16 protein-coding genes are annotated in these 16,889 nt (G+C 52.2%); 5 read left to right on the plus strand and 11 right to left on the minus strand.

All coding sequences use genetic code 11. The features are described 5' to 3' along the window. Positions 1-80: 80 nt before the first annotated feature. Complete coding sequence (locus tag ACQKE4_RS03980; RefSeq protein ID WP_427387003.1) at positions 81-2,864, minus strand: EAL domain-containing protein; 2,784 nt, start codon at positions 2,862-2,864, stop codon at positions 81-83. 135 nt (positions 2,865-2,999) lie between these two features. On the opposite strand from ACQKE4_RS03980, the gene hemC reads away from it, so the two are divergent. Both hemC and ACQKE4_RS03990 read left to right on the plus strand, forming a co-directional pair. Then, positions 3,000-3,944, plus strand: a complete 945-nt coding sequence (gene hemC, locus ACQKE4_RS03985; protein WP_290834358.1) for a hydroxymethylbilane synthase — start codon at positions 3,000-3,002, stop codon at positions 3,942-3,944. A gap of 10 nt (positions 3,945-3,954) precedes the next feature. After that, a complete protein-coding gene (locus ACQKE4_RS03990) occupies positions 3,955-4,734 on the plus strand; it encodes a uroporphyrinogen-III synthase (protein ID WP_290834360.1) in 780 nt (259 codons plus the stop codon). Between the two features lie 72 nt (positions 4,735-4,806). Here ACQKE4_RS03990 and ACQKE4_RS03995 read toward each other — a convergent pair whose 3' ends face one another. Beyond that, positions 4,807-5,301 carry a hypothetical protein gene (locus ACQKE4_RS03995; protein ID WP_290834362.1) on the minus strand — a complete coding sequence of 165 codons (495 nt, stop codon included), beginning with the start codon at positions 5,299-5,301 and terminating at the stop codon, positions 4,807-4,809. On the opposite strand from ACQKE4_RS03995, the gene ACQKE4_RS04000 reads away from it, so the two are divergent. Both ACQKE4_RS04000 and ACQKE4_RS04005 read left to right on the plus strand, forming a co-directional pair. Next, on the plus strand, positions 5,294-6,313 hold the full coding sequence (locus tag ACQKE4_RS04000; protein WP_427387004.1) for a uroporphyrinogen-III C-methyltransferase: 1,020 nt from the start codon (positions 5,294-5,296) through the stop codon (positions 6,311-6,313). The two genes, ACQKE4_RS03995 and ACQKE4_RS04000, sit on opposite strands and share 8 nt — an antisense overlap. Continuing rightward, positions 6,310-7,587: a heme biosynthesis HemY N-terminal domain-containing protein gene (locus ACQKE4_RS04005; RefSeq protein WP_427387005.1), complete on the plus strand. Its 1,278-nt coding sequence runs from the start codon at positions 6,310-6,312 to the stop codon at positions 7,585-7,587. Before ACQKE4_RS04000 ends, ACQKE4_RS04005 begins: the two co-directional genes overlap by 4 nt. A gap of 63 nt (positions 7,588-7,650) precedes the next feature. Here the strand turns inward: ACQKE4_RS04005 and mscL are convergent, their stop codons facing one another. Further along, positions 7,651-8,175, minus strand: a complete 525-nt coding sequence (gene mscL / locus ACQKE4_RS04010; RefSeq protein ID WP_427387006.1) for a large-conductance mechanosensitive channel protein MscL — start codon at positions 8,173-8,175, stop codon at positions 7,651-7,653. Positions 8,176-8,323: 148 nt separating this feature from the next. Then, positions 8,324-8,764: a universal stress protein gene (locus ACQKE4_RS04015; protein WP_290834370.1), complete on the minus strand. Its 441-nt coding sequence runs from the start codon at positions 8,762-8,764 to the stop codon at positions 8,324-8,326. Positions 8,765-8,968: 204 nt separating this feature from the next. Between ACQKE4_RS04015 and ACQKE4_RS04020 the strand changes: the two genes are divergently transcribed. Then, positions 8,969-9,871, plus strand: a complete 903-nt coding sequence (locus tag ACQKE4_RS04020; RefSeq protein ID WP_427387007.1) for a LysR family transcriptional regulator — start codon at positions 8,969-8,971, stop codon at positions 9,869-9,871. 18 nt (positions 9,872-9,889) lie between these two features. Here the strand turns inward: ACQKE4_RS04020 and ACQKE4_RS04025 are convergent, their stop codons facing one another. The 7 genes from ACQKE4_RS04025 to ACQKE4_RS04055 form a co-directional block, all read right to left on the minus strand. After that, positions 9,890-10,693: a universal stress protein gene (locus tag ACQKE4_RS04025; protein WP_427387008.1), complete on the minus strand. Its 804-nt coding sequence runs from the start codon at positions 10,691-10,693 to the stop codon at positions 9,890-9,892. A gap of 34 nt (positions 10,694-10,727) precedes the next feature. Further along, positions 10,728-11,918 carry a benzoate/H(+) symporter BenE family transporter gene (locus tag ACQKE4_RS04030; protein WP_427387009.1) on the minus strand — a complete coding sequence of 397 codons (1,191 nt, stop codon included), beginning with the start codon at positions 11,916-11,918 and terminating at the stop codon, positions 10,728-10,730. Positions 11,919-11,996: 78 nt separating this feature from the next. Further along, the gene (locus tag ACQKE4_RS04035) at positions 11,997-12,728 is read right to left on the minus strand and encodes an ABC transporter ATP-binding protein (RefSeq protein WP_427387010.1); all 732 of its coding nucleotides are present in this window, start codon (positions 12,726-12,728) and stop codon (positions 11,997-11,999) included. After that, positions 12,725-13,492, minus strand: a complete 768-nt coding sequence (locus ACQKE4_RS04040; RefSeq protein ID WP_427387011.1) for an ABC transporter ATP-binding protein — start codon at positions 13,490-13,492, stop codon at positions 12,725-12,727. The genes ACQKE4_RS04035 and ACQKE4_RS04040 overlap by 4 nt, the downstream gene beginning before the upstream one ends. A 3-nt stretch (positions 13,493-13,495) precedes the next feature. Beyond that, positions 13,496-14,554: a branched-chain amino acid ABC transporter permease gene (locus ACQKE4_RS04045; protein WP_427387012.1), complete on the minus strand. Its 1,059-nt coding sequence runs from the start codon at positions 14,552-14,554 to the stop codon at positions 13,496-13,498. A gap of 12 nt (positions 14,555-14,566) precedes the next feature. Beyond that, positions 14,567-15,427 (minus strand): branched-chain amino acid ABC transporter permease, encoded by an 861-nt coding sequence (locus tag ACQKE4_RS04050; RefSeq protein WP_427387013.1) that lies wholly within the window; start codon positions 15,425-15,427, stop codon positions 14,567-14,569. 65 nt (positions 15,428-15,492) lie between these two features. After that, positions 15,493-16,626: an ABC transporter substrate-binding protein gene (locus tag ACQKE4_RS04055; protein ID WP_290836603.1), complete on the minus strand. Its 1,134-nt coding sequence runs from the start codon at positions 16,624-16,626 to the stop codon at positions 15,493-15,495. Between the last annotated feature and the right edge of the window lie 263 nt (positions 16,627-16,889).

Here is a 16,889-nt window from a genome sequence, read left to right on the forward strand (position 1 = left end):
GAAGGTATATCCTGCTGACAAAACGTAAAAGTCGTTACGGAAAGTGGGAGTCGTTGCGGAAAGTGTACCAGAGTCGTCGCTCAGCGAGCAGTAAACGCGGGCGGTAAGTTCAGAAACGCACAGAGAGCGCTGAGGGGCATGGGGCGAGCAAAGTAGTAACCCTGAAAATAGTCACACTTACGCTGTTCTAAGTAGGCGAACTGCTCCCACGTCTCCACGCCCTCTACTAACACCTCTAACCCCATTTTTCCCGCCATGGCAACGACGCCATCAATAATGGCCGCATCATTGATGTCAGTGATGACATCGCGAACAAAAGAGCGATCAATTTTGATTCTATTAATCGGCAGACGCTTTAGGTAGCTCAGGCTGGAGAAGCCTGTTCCAAAGTCATCCAGGGCAATAAGTATTCCCAACGTGCGTAAATCTTGTAGCACTTGGATGGCTTGCTCAGTGCTGTCCATCATCACGCCTTCAGTTAACTCCAGCTCTAAAAGCGCAGGCGTTAAGCCGCTGTCAGCTAATACTTGCTCAATAGAGGCTAAAAACCCCGGCCGTTGAAACTGCATTGGCGAAATATTGACTGCCATGGTGATTTCACCAAAACCTAGGCTATTGATCTTGCGAGCATCTTTACAGGCAGTGGCCAGCACCCATTCACTGATGGGAATTATCTGACCGGTATCTTCTGCCAGGCTGATGAAGTCAGACGGGGGGATATTACCGCGCTGCGGATGCTGCCAGCGGATCAATGCCTCTACGCCGACCACGCGACCACTCGGCGCATGAACTTGGGGTTGGTAGTGGAGCTCAAACTGCTGCTTTTCGATCGCTTGCTGCAGCGCACTGCGCAGGCTCACCCGCTGGCTAACCTTGCGATTCAAGTCTTCGGTATACCAATGGTAAGTGTTACGGCCACGTCGTTTGGCCTTGTACATGGCCAAATCAGCCTGCTGAATCAACTGGCGAGGGTTTTCTGTGCTGCCGTCATTGATGGCGATGCCAATACTGGCGGTAATGTGTAACTCACTGTCGCGATACCAGTAAGGCGGTGAAAGGCGCTGCAGCACACGCTCGACGACTTGAATCACATCGCTTTCATGGGCTAGATCTGGCAGTAGAACAACGAATTCATCGCTGCCAAAGCGCGCCACGGTATCCCAGGGGCGTAGCTCGTCCTCTAGGCGCTTAGCGACCTCAATCAAAATAAAGTCGCCTACATCATGGCCGAGCGTATCGTTAATCGGCTTGAAGTCATCTAAATCAATGAACAGGACGGCTATATAGCGCTGATAACGGCGCGCCAACACACATCCCTGTTCCAAAAGCTGACTAAGCATGACGCGATTGGGTAGCCCCGTTAGCGCGTCATGATTAGCGTTATAGGTAAGCTGCGTCTGGTATTCACGCTGTTCAGAAACATCATTCTGAACCCCTAAATAGTGGGTAACCAAGCCCATCTCATCGCGGACAGGTGAAATGTACAGATCATTCCAAAACACTGCCCCATTACGCCGATAGTTACGCATCACCACGTGCACTTCACGCTGTTCGGCAACCCCTTCACGCAGCAACTTAATCGCGGCGGGGTCAGTGTCTTCGCCTTGTAGGAAACGGCAATTGCGCCCCAACGCTTCGTCACGTGAATAGCCGGTAATCCGCTCGAAAGCGGTATTCACATAGACCATCGGAAGATCGCTGCTTTGGGCGTCAACAATGATGACGCCGTTGGTACTTGATTCAACGCTACGCTCCAGCAGTTTCAGCTGGTGCTCACTCGCTTTGCGCTCGGTGATATCGCGAAAATAGACCGTAAGACCTTCAGCGGAAGGGTATACGTGCGCCTCAAGCCATAATCCCAGCCGCGGATTGTAGGCTTCAAAATGTACCGCCTTTTGTTGTCTGGCAGCGCGTTGATACTCATCATCAAAACGGCTGCCTTCTGCATCAGGAAAGCTCTGCCAGATATGTTGGCCCAGAAGCTCGCCTTCGCGGCGCTGTAAAATACGCTCCGCCTCACGATTAACGTAGGTAAAGTGCCAGCGAGTATCTAGGGTAAAGAAACCATCAGTGATACTGTCAAGCGTTGTGGTGAGTCGTTGCGCAAGCTGAGTTAAATTTTCCCGCAGTTGTTTCTGCTCGGTGATATCTTGCGACGCCCCCTGCACCTGGATAATAGTGCCTTCTGCATCGCGTACTGCTTTACCAATAGCCCGCACCCAAAGGTGCTTGCCCTGCTGAGTAATTACTTCAAATTCATCATCAAAGCTAACGCCGCGCTCACAGCAGGCATTAAACGCCTCTAAAAGGCGCTCCTGAGAACCGGGGGCATAAAAATTGAAAGCCTCTGCCATCGTCGGCTGAAACCCTGAGGGCATTCCATGAATATGGCTAAGCTCATCCGACCAAATAGGCACCCCGTCCGCCATATCGACATACCAGCCGCCAATGAGCGCCGTCTCGCCAGCAATTTGAAACAACCGCTGGTTACGCAGCAACTGCGCTTCTGCCTGTTTATGCCCCGTAATTACCCGCGCAATAATATAAATAATGTCGCCACCAGTACTTGGGGTAATTTCAATCCAGTGGGTTTCACCTGATGCCGACAGTGCGCGCACTTCAAAAGCAGCAATGACTTCCCCTTTCTGCATACGCGCCAGCGCTACCTCAATCACCGGGTGATCCTGTGGGTCTACGACAACGCCACAACGGCGACCGACCAACGCATCCGACGAATAGCCCAGTAGTGCCTCAAAGGCAGGATTGACCTGGAGCAGCTTGCCCTCAAAATCAAGACAACAGAACAGATCCTGCGAAAGCAGGAAAAACTGATCCAACTGGCCGTGAGGTAACACTGAGGGCATAAGGCTTCCTAGGGATGAGGAACACACGCTGCGGAGACTATAATTAGCCCCTTCATTTTTACTGTGGCGCTCGGTGCTTTATGATGATAACTATCATAGCTTGACTCGCCGTGTCTGCGGTATAGGGAGAAGTACGTGCTATCTATCACAAAACTGCGCATCGCCACGCGTAAAAGCCAATTGGCCATGTGGCAGGCTGAGTACGTTCGCGACCGTTTAATGGCGGCACACAGCGGGCTCGACGTTGAGCTCGTGCCTTTATCTACCAAGGGCGATAAAATTCTCGACACGCCACTTTCAAAAATTGGCGGTAAAGGATTATTCGTTAAAGAACTGGAAGATGCCATGCTGGATGGCCGCGCCGATATCGCGGTGCATTCCATGAAGGATGTGCCGATGCACTTTCCGGAAGGGCTGGGCTTGTCAGTCATCTTAGTGGGCGCCGATCCCACCGATGCGTTTGTATCGAATCACTACTCTAACATTGATGAGCTACCCGAAGGGGCGCGCATTGGCACAGCCAGCCTTCGCCGTGGCCTACAAATGCGCGAAGCCCGGCCAGATCTGCAAATTCTTAATCTGCGCGGCAACGTGCAAACACGACTCGCCAAATTAGATGCTGGCGAGTTTGACGCCATTATTCTCGCTACCTCGGGCTTAAAGCGCCTAGGTCTAGATGAGCGGATTGCCCAGGCGTTACCGCCAGAAGTGTGCTTGCCCGCCTGTGGCCAAGGCGCATTGGGCATTGAGTGCCGCCTTCACGACCCCGAGCTGATTGCGCTATTAGCCCCGTTGGATGATGCTGATACTGCAACGCGCGTGCGCGCCGAACGGGCGATGAATACGCGCCTGGAGGGTGGTTGCCAAGTGCCCATTGCGGGCCACGCCATTCTGGATACCGTTAATGAAACCATTTGGTTGCGCGGCTTGGTCGGCAACCCTGAAGGCACCGAAGTTATTCGCGCCGAAGGTAGCGGCTCAATGCACGAACCCGAGGCGTTAGGTATTCGCGTTGCTGAAGACCTGCTTGATCAAGGCGCAGGGGATATATTGGCAGAGGTTTACGGCAACGAGCTATGAGCAACGAGCCATGAGCCTTCCGGTGCTGATCTGTCGACCTGGTGAGCGCGGTGAAGCGCTGGCGGATGCCTTGCGTGAACAAGGTGCTGAGGTCGAGCAACTGGCCATCATGCAGCTTGAGCCATTGCCAGAAGACCCTGCCATGCGCCAAATCTGGCTGGATATTGATCAGTACCATAAGATAGTGGTTGTCAGCCCCTTCGCGGCACTCTGTTTGTGCGAAGCAGTAGATCGCTACTGGCCGCAGCTACCCATGGGGATTGATTATTACAGCGTCGGCAGTGCGACGGCTCGTATACTGTTTGAGCAGTTGGGGGTACGCGTTCATATCCCCCCTCCACAGGCAGGCGAAGACACTAGTGAAGCATTATTAGCACTAGCTTCGCTACGAAAGTGTGACCACCAGCGTATTCTACTGGTAGCGGGTGAAGGTGGTCGTACATTATTGACGGACAGCTTGACTGAGCGTGGCGCAAGCGTAACGCGATTAGCCACCTATCGGCGCATCTTGCAGCCACCCACACCCGCCCTACAGGCACGTCTTGCGGCGGGTAATTACCGGGCGTTAATCGTCACCAGCGGCGAACTACTAGAACATCTGGCAAAATGGTGCGACCAAGTAGCGTTGAACCAACCGCTAATCGTTTCCAGTCGCCGTTTAGCTACACTGGCCGGTACACTGGGATTTTGTAACCTCAGGGTAGCGTCGGGAGCAACGCCGGCAGCGCTAAAAGCCGCGCTGGCTTGGAACAGCCACCCAACGGGTGCCGATGTTGATCAAGGAACTTAACAAGGGCTAGCGACAGATGAGCAAACAACCAAACGATCAGGACGATGTGCAAAAGACGTCCGTCGATGCCTCTCAAGAGAGTGGAATAACGACTGACACTGCCGCGTCCACCAGCACACCACCTGGTTCAGAAAAAGCATGGGGTGATGCCGCTAAAACGCCAAGTTCCACGACGCCTCCGCAAAACGGCGCGAAAAACAGCCGTTCGCGGCGACGTGGCAAAAATGCTACTAGCACCAGCTCAACCAACGCTAGCTCCGCCAGCACCGATAAAAGCACCACAACGCCGGCAACAAGCGCCAGCGCGCCAAACACCTTAAAAGATTCCACCAGCGATACGGCGACGCCTTTGACCAGTACGACTCCCTCTACCGCTAAGCCTGCGCCTGCTGCATCAACGCACAGTACATCAGCGCCCAATAAATCATCGTCCAGCGCATCTACGCCTGGCACATCAAAGCCAGGCGCACCACCGCCTGCGTCTGATGGGGGTTCAAAAGGTACGCCGCCTCTCGCCACGACAAGCCACCAAGGCAATGGCGGCGGTAAAGGTAGCGGCTTGGCCATTGTCTTGGTGATTATCCTGGCGGTTGCACTAACGTTTATCGCTTGGCAAGGCTGGCAACGTTTAGAGAGCCAGCAACAGCGTATCAACGAGTTGGCGCAACAGGCTGAAGGTAGCGCTACCCAACAGGCAGTCAGCGACCTTGAAGCACGCTTCGACAGCGGTGAAGCTGAACGCGATGAGGCCTTACAAAGTAATCTGGATGAGCTTCGCGATGAGTTTGCCAGTTACCGTAGCGACGTTGATGACACCTTAGGCCAGGTGCTTGACCAGCTTTCTCAAGAGCAGGAAACCGACGATCGTGATTGGCTGCATGCTGAAGCCGCTTATCTGCTGCGCTTGGCCAACCAACGCCTGCAGCTAGAAGGCGATGTTGAAGGCTCCGCGGCCCTGCTGCGCACCGCCGATGCTCGTCTGGTGGATGCTGACAACCCCGCGCTAACCAGCGTACGCCGTGAAATTGCCAGTGAGCTGGCCGCACTTGATGCCGTGCCCCAGGTTGACCGTACAGGCCTCTACCTAGCGCTGAATGCCCAGCAGGAGCGTATTTCTGGCCTACGCCTTTCTCAAGAAATTGAAGAGCGTGCGGTAACGTCCGGTATCGAACAGCCACCAACCGGCACTTTCCAGCGCCAGTTGGCGCGCTTCGGTCAGGAGCTCAAAGACTTGGTGGTGATTCGCCATCACGATGAAGCGCTGGAAGCACTGGTGACGCCCGAGCAAGAGTCTTATCTGCGTCAAAGTCTGCGCCTTGTGTTAGAGCAATCTCAGCTGGCGCTGCTCAACGAAGAGCAGGCGCTTTATGAAGCTAGCATCGACAAGGCGCTGGAACTACTGAACGGCTATTACGACACCTCACGTGAAGAAGCGCAGAGCGTTATCGCGCGCCTTCAAGAGCTTCAACAAGCCCAGGTAAAACCAGAGCTTCCGGATATCAGTGCTTCACAGCAGGAGTTAGCACGCTTTATCGAGAACCGCTATGCGTCGCGTGACCAGAGCGGAGGTGACTCATGAGAAAGCTTATTCTCCTGATTGTTGCAGGCCTTGCCGTCGGTGCCCTGTTTGGGCACCTGATGATGTCGGTGCCTGGCTATTGGCTTATTCGTGTCGGCGACACCTCCATGCAAACCTCGTTTTGGTTTGGACTGGTGCTGCTGTTCGCTGCCTTTATTGTGCTGCATTTTGCTTTACGCCTGCTCAGCGGCATTATTCGCCCCATGGGACGCTTCCGCAGCTGGAATAGCCGTGCCCGTAATCGTCGTGCCATGCAGCGCACCGTTCGCGGCTTAGTCGCACTGACTGAAGGCCGTTGGAAAAAGGCCGAAAGAACCCTGGTTAACGCCGCCGATGACTCCAGCACGCCGCTGGTGAACTACCTCTCTGCAGCGTTGGCAGCCCATTATCAAGGCAATTACACTAAATCTCAGGAACACCTCAATCAGGCGCAGTTAACCACTGAAGGCGCCGATACCGCGGTAGGGTTAATGCAGGCGCAGATGATGATTGAGCGTCAGCAGCCAGAAGAAGCGCTGGCGATCCTTAATCGCTTGGATAAGAAGCTGACTAACCATCCGCAGGTATTAAAGCTACTCAAGCAGGTGCATTTGAGTGTCAACGACTGGGAAGGCCTACGGCGTTTGATTCCGCGTTTGGCTGCACAAAAGCTGATCACTCAGCAGGAGCGCGAGCAGTTAGAGTTTAAAGCCTACCGTGAGCTGATTATTTTTGAAGGTCATAACCCCAGCGATATTGAGCGGGTACGTGGTCTTTGGGCAGATATGCCGGACTACCTGCGCGGCAATACTGAGCTGATTGTGCTCTACACAGAGGCGTTAATTCACGCCAATGAAGAGCCGATTGCTGAACGCCTGCTTAACCACTCGCTGGATCACCACTGGGATGCACGCCTGGTAAAACGCTATGGCCTGCTGAACGTAGATGCTGCTCGCCAGCTCGTTAAAGCTGAAAAGTGGTTGCAGGAGCGCCCCAACGATCCCGAGCTGCTGCTCGCCTGTGGCCGGCTTTCACTACGCACCGGCAAGTGGGAAAAAGCGCTGGAGTACTTTGAAGCCAGCCAGCGCCAGCGCCCTAATGGCGAAGTATGCGCTGAGCTTGCCCGTCTCTATGCAAGCCTTGGCGAGCATAACAAAAGTCAGCTCTACTATCGCCATAGCGTTGAAATGTTGGCCAAATCGCTACCCTCGCTGCCTCAGCCAAGCGATGCCAACGACAGCAAAAAGCCAGAAGTTAAAAAACCAGACAGCAAAACCATTAAGAAACGCGCGTAATCACAAATGCTGCTGGTATAACGTAAAAGGGCGCCTCTTCAAGGAGGCGCCCTTTTTAGTAGGTTACCGTTTAGCTGGAGGCATACCGGGTGAAACAGTGGGTTCAACCAATGTTTCTGCCACCTCAGGCTGAGACAACGTCGCCGTACAGTGGCCGCAGCGCGTGGCTTTAATCGGCACCACCATTAAACAGTAAGGGCAAGGCTGCTCCGTAGGACTTGCTGGCGCTACTGCCTCTTCACGCTTCAAACGGTTGATAGTACGCACCAACAGAAAGACCACAAACGCGACAATCGTAAAACTAACCACCGCATTGATAAATAGCCCTAGGTTTAGCGTTACCGCCCCTGCTGCCTGCGCATCCGCGAGCGTCGCATAAGGACCCGCCACTCCCCCTTCACGCAGAACCACAAACAGATTTGAAAAATCGACGCCTCCCACTAGTAAGCCAATCAGCGGGTTCATTACATCCGCCACCAAGCTCTGCACAATCAGCGTGAACGCCCCGCCAATAATGATCCCCACCGCCATATCGACGACGTTGCCCTTTACCGCAAACTCGCGGAATTCCTGGAAGAATTTTGCCATTTCAAACGTCCTAATGTTTCGTTTTAGCCAACACCCATCACGACTTCATCCAATTAAGAGCATGGGTGACGGTGAGTTAGGCGGCAAGTTAATTTCTTAACGTAGAACCTGTACACGGCGGAATTGTGACACACGCTGATATCAACGCTTACTGCCTCACAGTAATCACACCACATTTAGCAGAGTGACTCACTTTGTGCGAGACACTACCAATGACAACACTGCCTAAATTGCTTAATCCACGGCTTCCCAACACAATCGTATCGATATCAAATGCATTAGCAGAGTCTAAAATTACCCGCACCGGATCGCCCTGGGTAAGTAGCTCTTCGATTTGCTTGGCACCTTGCTCGCGTGCCGACTTAGCAGCTTGCTGTAGCAACTGCTCGCCCGCTTTCTCCCGTTCAGCGAGTGTTGCTTCGGCATTAACAGCACCAATTCCCCATACCAGTGTGGTGGTATAGGACAGCGCTTCTGGTACGTGCAGTAAATAAAGCGTGGCATTTTCATCTAATAATTTACAAGCTACTGACAGCGCTTGCTTAGCGTGCTCAGAACCATCAATAGGCACGAGAATACGGGTATACATGGCGAGTTCACCTCTATTTATTATGTCTTTTATTACTAAAGTCTTAGACGATATTTCACTTTCTCACGCATAAACCCTGATAGCTTTGTATCGCCTCATTGGGTTAGTTAAAAAATGTGATGCATGAGAATACTAGCCAGCTTGAAATTATCAGAAACACAAAACAAATATTATTTAAGTAGCCACTCATACCTTGGAGGTATCATGGAACTACGCCACCTGAGGTACTTCTGTATTGTTGCCGAAGAGCTTAATTTCACCTGCGCTGCCGAACGTTTACACATGTCGCAGCCCCCTCTTTCGCGCCAAATTAAGCAATTAGAACAAGAAGTTGGTGCAGAGCTATTTGAGAGAAGTTCTAGAGGCTTGCGCCTAACGCCTTCAGGTGTGTTTTTTCAACAGCACGCTCTACAGATACTAGAGAAAGTAGAAGTCACCATTGAAGCTACTCGACATATGGCGCGCAGCAAGCGCGCGCTATTCGGCATTGGGTTTGTGCCTTCAGTTTTTTACGGGCAACTACCCATGCTGGTGCGTGATCTACGCCGAATGGACAATGTGGAGCTCTCTCTGGCCGAACTTACAACGGTACAACAAATCCAGGCACTCAAAGCAGGCCGCATCGATATGGGGTTCGGGCGTTTACGCATCGATGACCCTGACGTTGAGCAAGAGATCCTCTTTGATGAGCCATTAATTGCAGCGCTCTCTAGCGGCCACCCGCTAGAGGGCACTACTCCTACCTGTGAAGAGCTGGCGCGCTATCCGTTAATTCTCTTCCCGGCCAAACCCCGCCCTAGCCTTGCCGATATGGTATTGGGAATTTTCCGCCGTCAAGGATTGAAGGTCGAAGTTGTGCAGGAAGCCAACGAGGTGCAAACAGCGCTTAGCCTCGTTGCCTCAGGTATCGGCATTACCATTGTTCCAGAGCAGGTAAAGCGGGTGCAGCGTGACGGCATTACCTACGTTGCATTAGCGGATAAGTCTATTACTTCTCCTGTTATCTGCAGCCGTCGCCGCGGAGAAAAGCCCTCCGCGCTTATGCTGGAAGCTAATGCTATTTTAGAAGTCCTCGTTGAGAATCGCCGCTCGGGGCGTTACCCATAATTTCAGCAAGCCAGTGGTTCAAGGTCGCAGAACGGCCACGGGGCAACAAGCCTCGTGCAGCACTTCATGGCTGACACTGCCTGCCACCACTTGCGAAAGGCCACTGCGGCCATGAGTGGTCATTGCGAGCATAGTGTTATGGCTATCAGCCAAGTAGCTGACAATAGAATCCGCGGGGTCGCCATGCAGCACTTCCCAATCAACCTCGAGTTTTTGTTCACTCTCGACACGTCGCGCCAGCGCGCTTAAATAGCTCGATTCCATCACGTCGGCATGACCTAAAGCCGATGGTTTTCTTGAAGCGCTGTTTTCCATCACTTGTAACAGTTGCAAACGCGCGCCCAAACGCTTAGCCAGAGCGGCCACATAGGGGAGGATCTGCTCGGACAATGTCGATCCATCCACACACACGGCGAAGACCTCAACCCGCTGGTGAATAAGGCTATTATAACGTGGCCCGCACAAGTAAACCGGACGAAGCGCTCGTCGCACAACGCCTGCCGTTACGCTCCCTATAAGCATTTCGGACACGGGCCGTCGACCGTGCGCCATCATGCATAGACCAATATCTTTGTCACTGGCAAGCTGGCCGAGATACTCTTTAGCGCTACTATGGGCAATCACATCGAGGTTTAATTCTTCTAGATGAGAAGCCATCATTCGTGCCTGCAACGTAGAGCGCCGCGCTGCTACGTCGCCCTGCTCCGGCACCACCGAAACAGCGCTTAAATCCGCTCCAAGTTGCGTGGCAAATCTTTGACCAAATGCCAAAGCAAGTAAGGAGGTTTCACTATCGTCGATCGCTACCACTATTTTTTCCATGGTCACACCTCTGCTACCACTATAGTAATTACTGTTATTTTTGAGCTTTTTGGTTAAGCGAGAGAAAGGGGCGGTGCAATAAGTTGTAGGCAAGTGCCCCAACGATTACCCCCCAAAAAGCGGAGCCGAGTCCTAAAAAACTGATGCCCGACGCTGTGGCAACAAAAGTAAGTACAGAGGCTTCCAAGTGACTCTTTTCGGCTGCAAATGCACTTATATTGCTGGTAATAGCCCCAATCAGCGCTAGCCCCGCCAGTACGGCAACAAACTCTCCCGGCAACGAGGTGAATAGCGCCACAATTGTGCCTGCAAAGATGCCACCAATTAGGTAGAAAACACCATTCGCGACACCAGCGATGTAGCGCTTGTCAGGATCTTCGTGGGCTTCCTTACTAGTGCAAATCGCCGCCGTAATCGCGGCGACCACCGTGGTAATACCGCCGAAAAAGGCAGTGAAAAAAGAGGTTAAACTCGCCACGGTGACAATTGGCTTGGCCGCCGTGTTATATCCAGAGCTTCGCATGATCGCCATGCCCGGTAAAAACTGTCCGGTGAGGCTCACGAGCACCAGTGGGAGGGCTAAGCTCAAGGTAGCGTTCCAGGTCCACTCAGGGTGGATGAACTGTGGCTCAGCAAGCTGGACAGAAACGCCATCTAAACTGGCTCCTTCGATAAACACCGCCAAAACGATGCCCACCCCCAACAGCAGTACCAAGCTATAGCGCGGGGTTAGCCGCTTAAATAGTAGATAAGCGATGATCATTCCAATCGCCAGCGCTGGCACACTCTCCAATGAAGTGAAGATTCCTATACCGAACTGGAAAAGAATGCCCGCCATCATTGCGCTGGCAATGCCGGGTGGAATCATCTGAATAATACGGTCAAAAGAGCCTGTAACACCGATCACAAAAATGATTATCGCTGCCGTCAGATAAGCACCTACCGCTTCATTCAGTGATAATCCCGGAAACAGAGTCACCAATAGTGCTGTGCCAGGTGCTGACCATGCGGTTACCACCGGCACCTTCAGCCACAGGCTAAGGAAAATACCTGATATGGCGGCACCGATAGAGATGGCCCAGACCCAAGACGTCATCATGGCGCTTGATATTTCGGCGCTTTGAGCCGCCTGGAAAAAGATAGCGAGCGGACCAGAGTAAGAGATCAACACCGCTACAAAGCCAGCGGTGATCGCTGGAATCGACAAGTCCTTATGAAATTGCATGTAACAAATTTCCTAATGTCGCTGGATTTAGCCGTTAATAGCTAACAACGCCGACAAGGCAGCCTCGTCGGCATCGTATTAGGCAACACCGAGATAAGTTTCAAGGATCTTAGGGTTTTCTTTTAATCCCTGCGAATCACCGCTATAGACCACTTCGCCTTTGACCAGTAGCAGGTGCTGCTCGGCTATATCGAGTAGGTGATCGATATTTTTATCGACGATAATAGTGGAAATACCGGTTGCTTTAATTTCACGGATGATCTTCCAAATTTCATCGCGGATCAGCGGCGCAAGACCTTCGGTCGCTTCATCAAGGATCATCAGATCAGGATTGGTTGTCAGCGCGCGGCCAATCGAGAGCATCTGCTGCTCACCGCCTGATAGTAAGGCACCATCGTGGTTAATACGTTGGCTCAACCGCGGGAACGTATCCAATACACGCTCCAGCGTCCAAGGAGTCTCTCCTCGCTCATTGGGACGCGCAGCCATAATGAGGTGCTCTCGCACGCTGATGCCTGGAAAAATACCGCGCCCTTCCGGAACGTAGCCGATACCTTGTCGAATCAGTTGCCAGGGGCGCCGCTTGGTGGCTGAGACACCCTTAATAAAAACCTCGCCACGCCGCGGCGGAACAAATCCCAGAATCGATTTTAGCGTCGTGGTTTTGCCCATACCGTTACGTCCCAGAAGACTCAGCGTCTCGCCTTGCATAAGGGTTAAATCCACCCCATGTAAAACATGGCTCTCACCGTAGTAAGTATGCAGCCCCCGCGCGTCAATCAAGGGAGTGGTTGTGTTGTCTGCACTCATGCGGTTGCCCCTTTATCATGACGCCCCAGGTAGACATCGCGCACCTGTTCGCTGGTGCGTATCTGTTCAGTCGGACCACTCTCCAAAACACAGCCATCAACCATCACCGTGATGCGATCCGCCAAGCGAAACACTGAATCCATATCGTGCTCAATCAGTACCAACGTATAACGGTCTGTTAGGCTTGCGAGCAGTTCAGTTACCTGCGCTGTTTCTTCTCGCCCCATACCGGCCATCGGCTCATCGAGCAGCATTAGCGACGGTGCTGTCGCCAGCACCATCGCGATCTGGAGTTGGCGCTGCTCGCCATAGCTCATGTCTGATGCGGTTGTATAAGCGCGATGAGTTAATTGGCAGGTATCTAGCACCTCTTGAGCACGCTCGCTCACTGCAAAGGCTTTTTGCCGAGAACGCCAACTGCCAAATACTCCCCCCATATGAATACGCGCAGCCAACTCGCAGTTCTGAAGGCAATTAAGACGAGGGAATATGTTGGTCTTCTGGTGGCTGCGCCCAATCCCCATGCGCGCGATCTGGCGCGAATTTTTACCTTGAATCGGCTGGCTGCGATAAAGCACCTGGCCTTCAGAGGGAGGCATCTCACCGGAAAGCAAATTAATGAGCGTACTTTTACCCGCGCCATTAGGACCCAAAATAGCGTGAATCTCATTGGACTTAACATCAAAATCGACATCATTGACCGCTACTAAACCACCAAATCGACGGGTCAAACCTTGGGTGGCTAATATGATTTCATCGCGCATAGCTCAACCCTCCTTACTGTTGGTGACGGGTTGAGCGGAGGGAGACGCTTTGGGATTTTCGATGGGTTCAGTCGTCGTTTGATGCTTGCGTTTCCAGGGTGGTGCGATAATCAAGCCCGCAATACCACGTGGAAGCACTAAAACGGCGGCGATGATGGTCAGCCCCATTAGTATCGGCCAGTGAGTCGTCATATGCTCGTAGGTAAAGAGCAGAATTTCGTAGGCGAAGGCACCTAAAATAGGGCCAAAGATGGTTCCCATTCCACCTAAAATCAGCATCATCAACACCTCGCCAGAAGTGTGCCAACCTAACTGTGCTGGATTAGCAAAACCGTACTGCATAGCGGCTAACATGCCAGCAATTGCGGCCATCACCCCTGAGATAACAAAGGCAATCAGTTTGTAACCGCCGGTGGCATAACCTAAGGCCTGCATACGATGCTCGTTGTCATGAATGCCGTCGAGCACTTGCCCGAAATAGGAGCGTGTTAACCAGCGTAGGAAGAGATAACCGATCAACAGCATGCCCAAACAGAAGTAAAAGAAACTGTAAGGGTTATCAAGATCCAGCAGCGTGCTTTCTCCTATCGCCAAGCTGGGGCGGAACATGATGAAAACCCCATCGGTGCCCCCCGCAAATCGGGAAGTACTAACGAAGTAATAAAGCATCTGACCAAACGCCAGGGTGGTCATAATAAAGAAGATGCCTTTCGTGCGGATCACTAACACGCCGATTAGTAACCCGACACAGGCAGAAATACCCATTACCAAAGGCAGCATCCACCACATTGATGCCGGACTGAAATCAGGGCTGGCTAATGCCAGTGTGTAAGCACCAAGGCCAAAAAATAGCGCATGCCCCAGGCTCACTAAGCCTAAAACCCCCACCAATAGATCCAAGCTCATAGCAAAAAGCGCAAGAATCAGCATGAAAGTCAGTTTCTCCAACATAAAGTTGGCTTGATTACCAAATGCGGCTTCCCCCCAAAGAGGAAATGTTGCCACCAAAGCCGTCAATACCAGCATGATGATCGCAACGCGCTTGGGATATCTATGCAACATTTCTTATTCTCCTCACGCGAACAAGCCGCGTGGTTTAACTAGCAGCACGGCCGCCATAATCAGGTAGATCACCATACTGGCGAGACTCGGGATCAGCACGGAACCAAACGTAGTCGCCATGCCAATAATAATGGCGCCCCAAAACGCTCCTTTAATAGAACCGATACCGCCAATCACCACGACCACGAAACAGGTGATAAGAATGCTATCGCCCATACCGGGGGTGATGGAGGTGAGCGGCGCGGCGATCATGCCAGCGAAGGCAGTCAGAGCAACACCAGCGCTGAAAATGAGGGTAAAGAACGTGCGTACATTGATGCCTAAACCTTCCACCATGTCGCGATTGACCGCCCCAGCGCGAATAATGATGCCCAGGCGCGTATGACGAATAATCCAATAAATAACACCAGCCAATGCTAAGCAGACCCCCATCACAAATAGGCGGTAGACCGAATAGCGCAGGTTGGCCGTCAGTTGGATACTGGAATCAAACGGTGCAGGTACCGGCACGCTGTGCACATTGCCTCCCCAAATAATGCGCTGTACTTCGTTGAGCACTAAAATCATGCCAAAGGTAAGCAGCACCTGATAAAGGTGGTCACGTTTGTAAAGCGTATCGAGAAACAGCCGTTCGATAATAAGGCCCAGTGCAATAGCAATGGGAATAGCCACAACAATGGCCAACCAAAAATTGCCCAGTCTCATAGTCAGGTCATAAACCAAATAGGCACCAATCATATACATGGCGCCGTGGGCCAGATTGATGATTCCCATAATGCCGAAAATCAACGTCAGACCGCTGGCAATCAAAAAAAGCAGCAGACCGTACTGCAGACCGTTAAGTAGCTGTACGCTGAAAAATGCGAGATCCATACGATCCCTCCGAGAATCATAGTAAGGGGCGGGTCATGCCCGCCCCAGGATGCCTAAAGACGTTGCTACATCTGACAGGCTTCATCGGGTACTTCTAGATTCTCGGCAGCGATGCTGACAACTTCGTGCTTACCATCGCGGATCTCGCGAAGGTAAATATTTTGAATGGGATGGTGGGAGTCTGAGAAGCTTAAAGGCCCGCGTGGACTTGCCAATTGAACATTGGCTAATACATCTATCAGCCGCTCTTGATCAGAGGTGTCACCTCCCAGTACAGAGAGCGCTTGAACTAGCATCATGCCCGTATCGTAGCCTTGTACCGCATAGGTATCGGGCATTTCACCGTAAGCACTTTCGTAGGCGGCAACGAAGGCTTGGTTCTGCTCATTTTCTAACGTCTCGGCATAGTGCAGTGTTGTCATCACGCCTTCACCCGCATCCCCTAAAGCAGCTAGGTTACCTTCGGTAAGAAAGCCGGAGCCTAACAGCGGTATGCTCTCCTTTAAGCCTGCCGCTGCATAATCCCTCACAAAACCTACTCCGCCACCGCCAGCAAAGAAGGTGTACACAGCGTCTGGTGCCAAGCTGGCTATTTGCGTTAGATAACTCTGAAATTCAGTGCTGGGGAAGGGTACTAAAATTTGTTCGACGATCTCGCCGCCTTCAGCGGTAAATGCTTCTTCAAAACCCGCGAGATCTTCTTTGCCACCGGCGTAATCCCAGGTAATAGTGACAATTTCACGATGCCCTTGATCGTAGGCCACCTTGCCCATTGGATAACTGTCCTGCCACATGCTGAAAGATGTGCGGAAAACGTTTGGCATACACAGTTCATTCGTCGCGGCACCTAGCCCAGCATTGGGAATAATCATAATCGCACCGGTCTGCTGAGCGACTCGCAACATACCCATGGCAACGCCGGAGTGTACGGGGCCGATAACGAAGTCAACCTCGTCCCTATTAACCAGACGACTCATATTTTGTGGTGCTTTAGAAGGGTCAGCCTCTGAATCAAGTTGAACGTACTCCACTTCACGACCACCCAACTGGCCTCCCTCTTGTTCAATGGCAAGTTTCAGGCCGTTAGTAATGGCTTCACCGAGCGCAGTATAGGTACCGGAATAAGGCAGCATCAGGCCAAGCTTCACTGGTCCATCATTAGCCATTACGCTTGCTGACATCAGAGTAGTAGCGCTCATCAAAGCTGCTAGGGAGGTCTTTTTAAATGTTTTCATTATTTAGTTACCAGGGTTTAGTTGTTGTTGAGTTATTTTTGGCTACGCTGTTAACGCAGTAAGTGACATCCCTGTCTTATTAGAGCTAATCAGACGTGATACACGTCGATGACTTGATGGATATAGTCGTTATTCAACTGCACGACTTTTCTTGTGATCAGCGGGGTCTCACCCGACACGTCCAGGGTGTAAAACGACGTGCCGAAAAAGCTGTCGGTCTTCTTGTA

Origin of the sequence: Halomonas sp. NPDC076908 (genome assembly GCF_050269715.1) — a bacterium.
In the GTDB taxonomy this organism is placed as follows: domain Bacteria; phylum Pseudomonadota; class Gammaproteobacteria; order Pseudomonadales; family Halomonadaceae; genus Vreelandella.

Coding starts and splice junctions, on each gene's coding strand:
- ACQKE4_RS04020 (WP_427387007.1), top strand. CDS start 8,969: ATGGAACTACGCCACCTGAGGTACTTCTGTATTGTTGCCGAAGAGCTT.
- ACQKE4_RS04040 (WP_427387011.1), bottom strand. CDS start 13,492: ATGCGCGATGAAATCATATTAGCCACCCAAGGTTTGACCCGTCGATTT.
- ACQKE4_RS04035 (WP_427387010.1), bottom strand. CDS start 12,728: ATGAGTGCAGACAACACAACCACTCCCTTGATTGACGCGCGGGGGCTG.
- ACQKE4_RS03980 (WP_427387003.1), bottom strand. CDS start 2,864: ATGCCCTCAGTGTTACCTCACGGCCAGTTGGATCAGTTTTTCCTGCTT.
- ACQKE4_RS04005 (WP_427387005.1), top strand. CDS start 6,310: ATGAGAAAGCTTATTCTCCTGATTGTTGCAGGCCTTGCCGTCGGTGCC.
- ACQKE4_RS04025 (WP_427387008.1), bottom strand. CDS start 10,693: ATGGAAAAAATAGTGGTAGCGATCGACGATAGTGAAACCTCCTTACTT.
- ACQKE4_RS03990 (WP_290834360.1), top strand. CDS start 3,955: ATGAGCCTTCCGGTGCTGATCTGTCGACCTGGTGAGCGCGGTGAAGCG.
- mscL (WP_427387006.1), bottom strand. CDS start 8,175: ATGGCAAAATTCTTCCAGGAATTCCGCGAGTTTGCGGTAAAGGGCAAC.
- ACQKE4_RS04045 (WP_427387012.1), bottom strand. CDS start 14,554: ATGTTGCATAGATATCCCAAGCGCGTTGCGATCATCATGCTGGTATTG.
- ACQKE4_RS03995 (WP_290834362.1), bottom strand. CDS start 5,301: ATGGCCAAGCCGCTACCTTTACCGCCGCCATTGCCTTGGTGGCTTGTC.
- ACQKE4_RS04050 (WP_427387013.1), bottom strand. CDS start 15,427: ATGGATCTCGCATTTTTCAGCGTACAGCTACTTAACGGTCTGCAGTAC.
- ACQKE4_RS04055 (WP_290836603.1), bottom strand. CDS start 16,626: ATGAGCGCTACTACTCTGATGTCAGCAAGCGTAATGGCTAATGATGGA.
- ACQKE4_RS04015 (WP_290834370.1), bottom strand. CDS start 8,764: ATGTATACCCGTATTCTCGTGCCTATTGATGGTTCTGAGCACGCTAAG.
- ACQKE4_RS04030 (WP_427387009.1), bottom strand. CDS start 11,918: ATGCAATTTCATAAGGACTTGTCGATTCCAGCGATCACCGCTGGCTTT.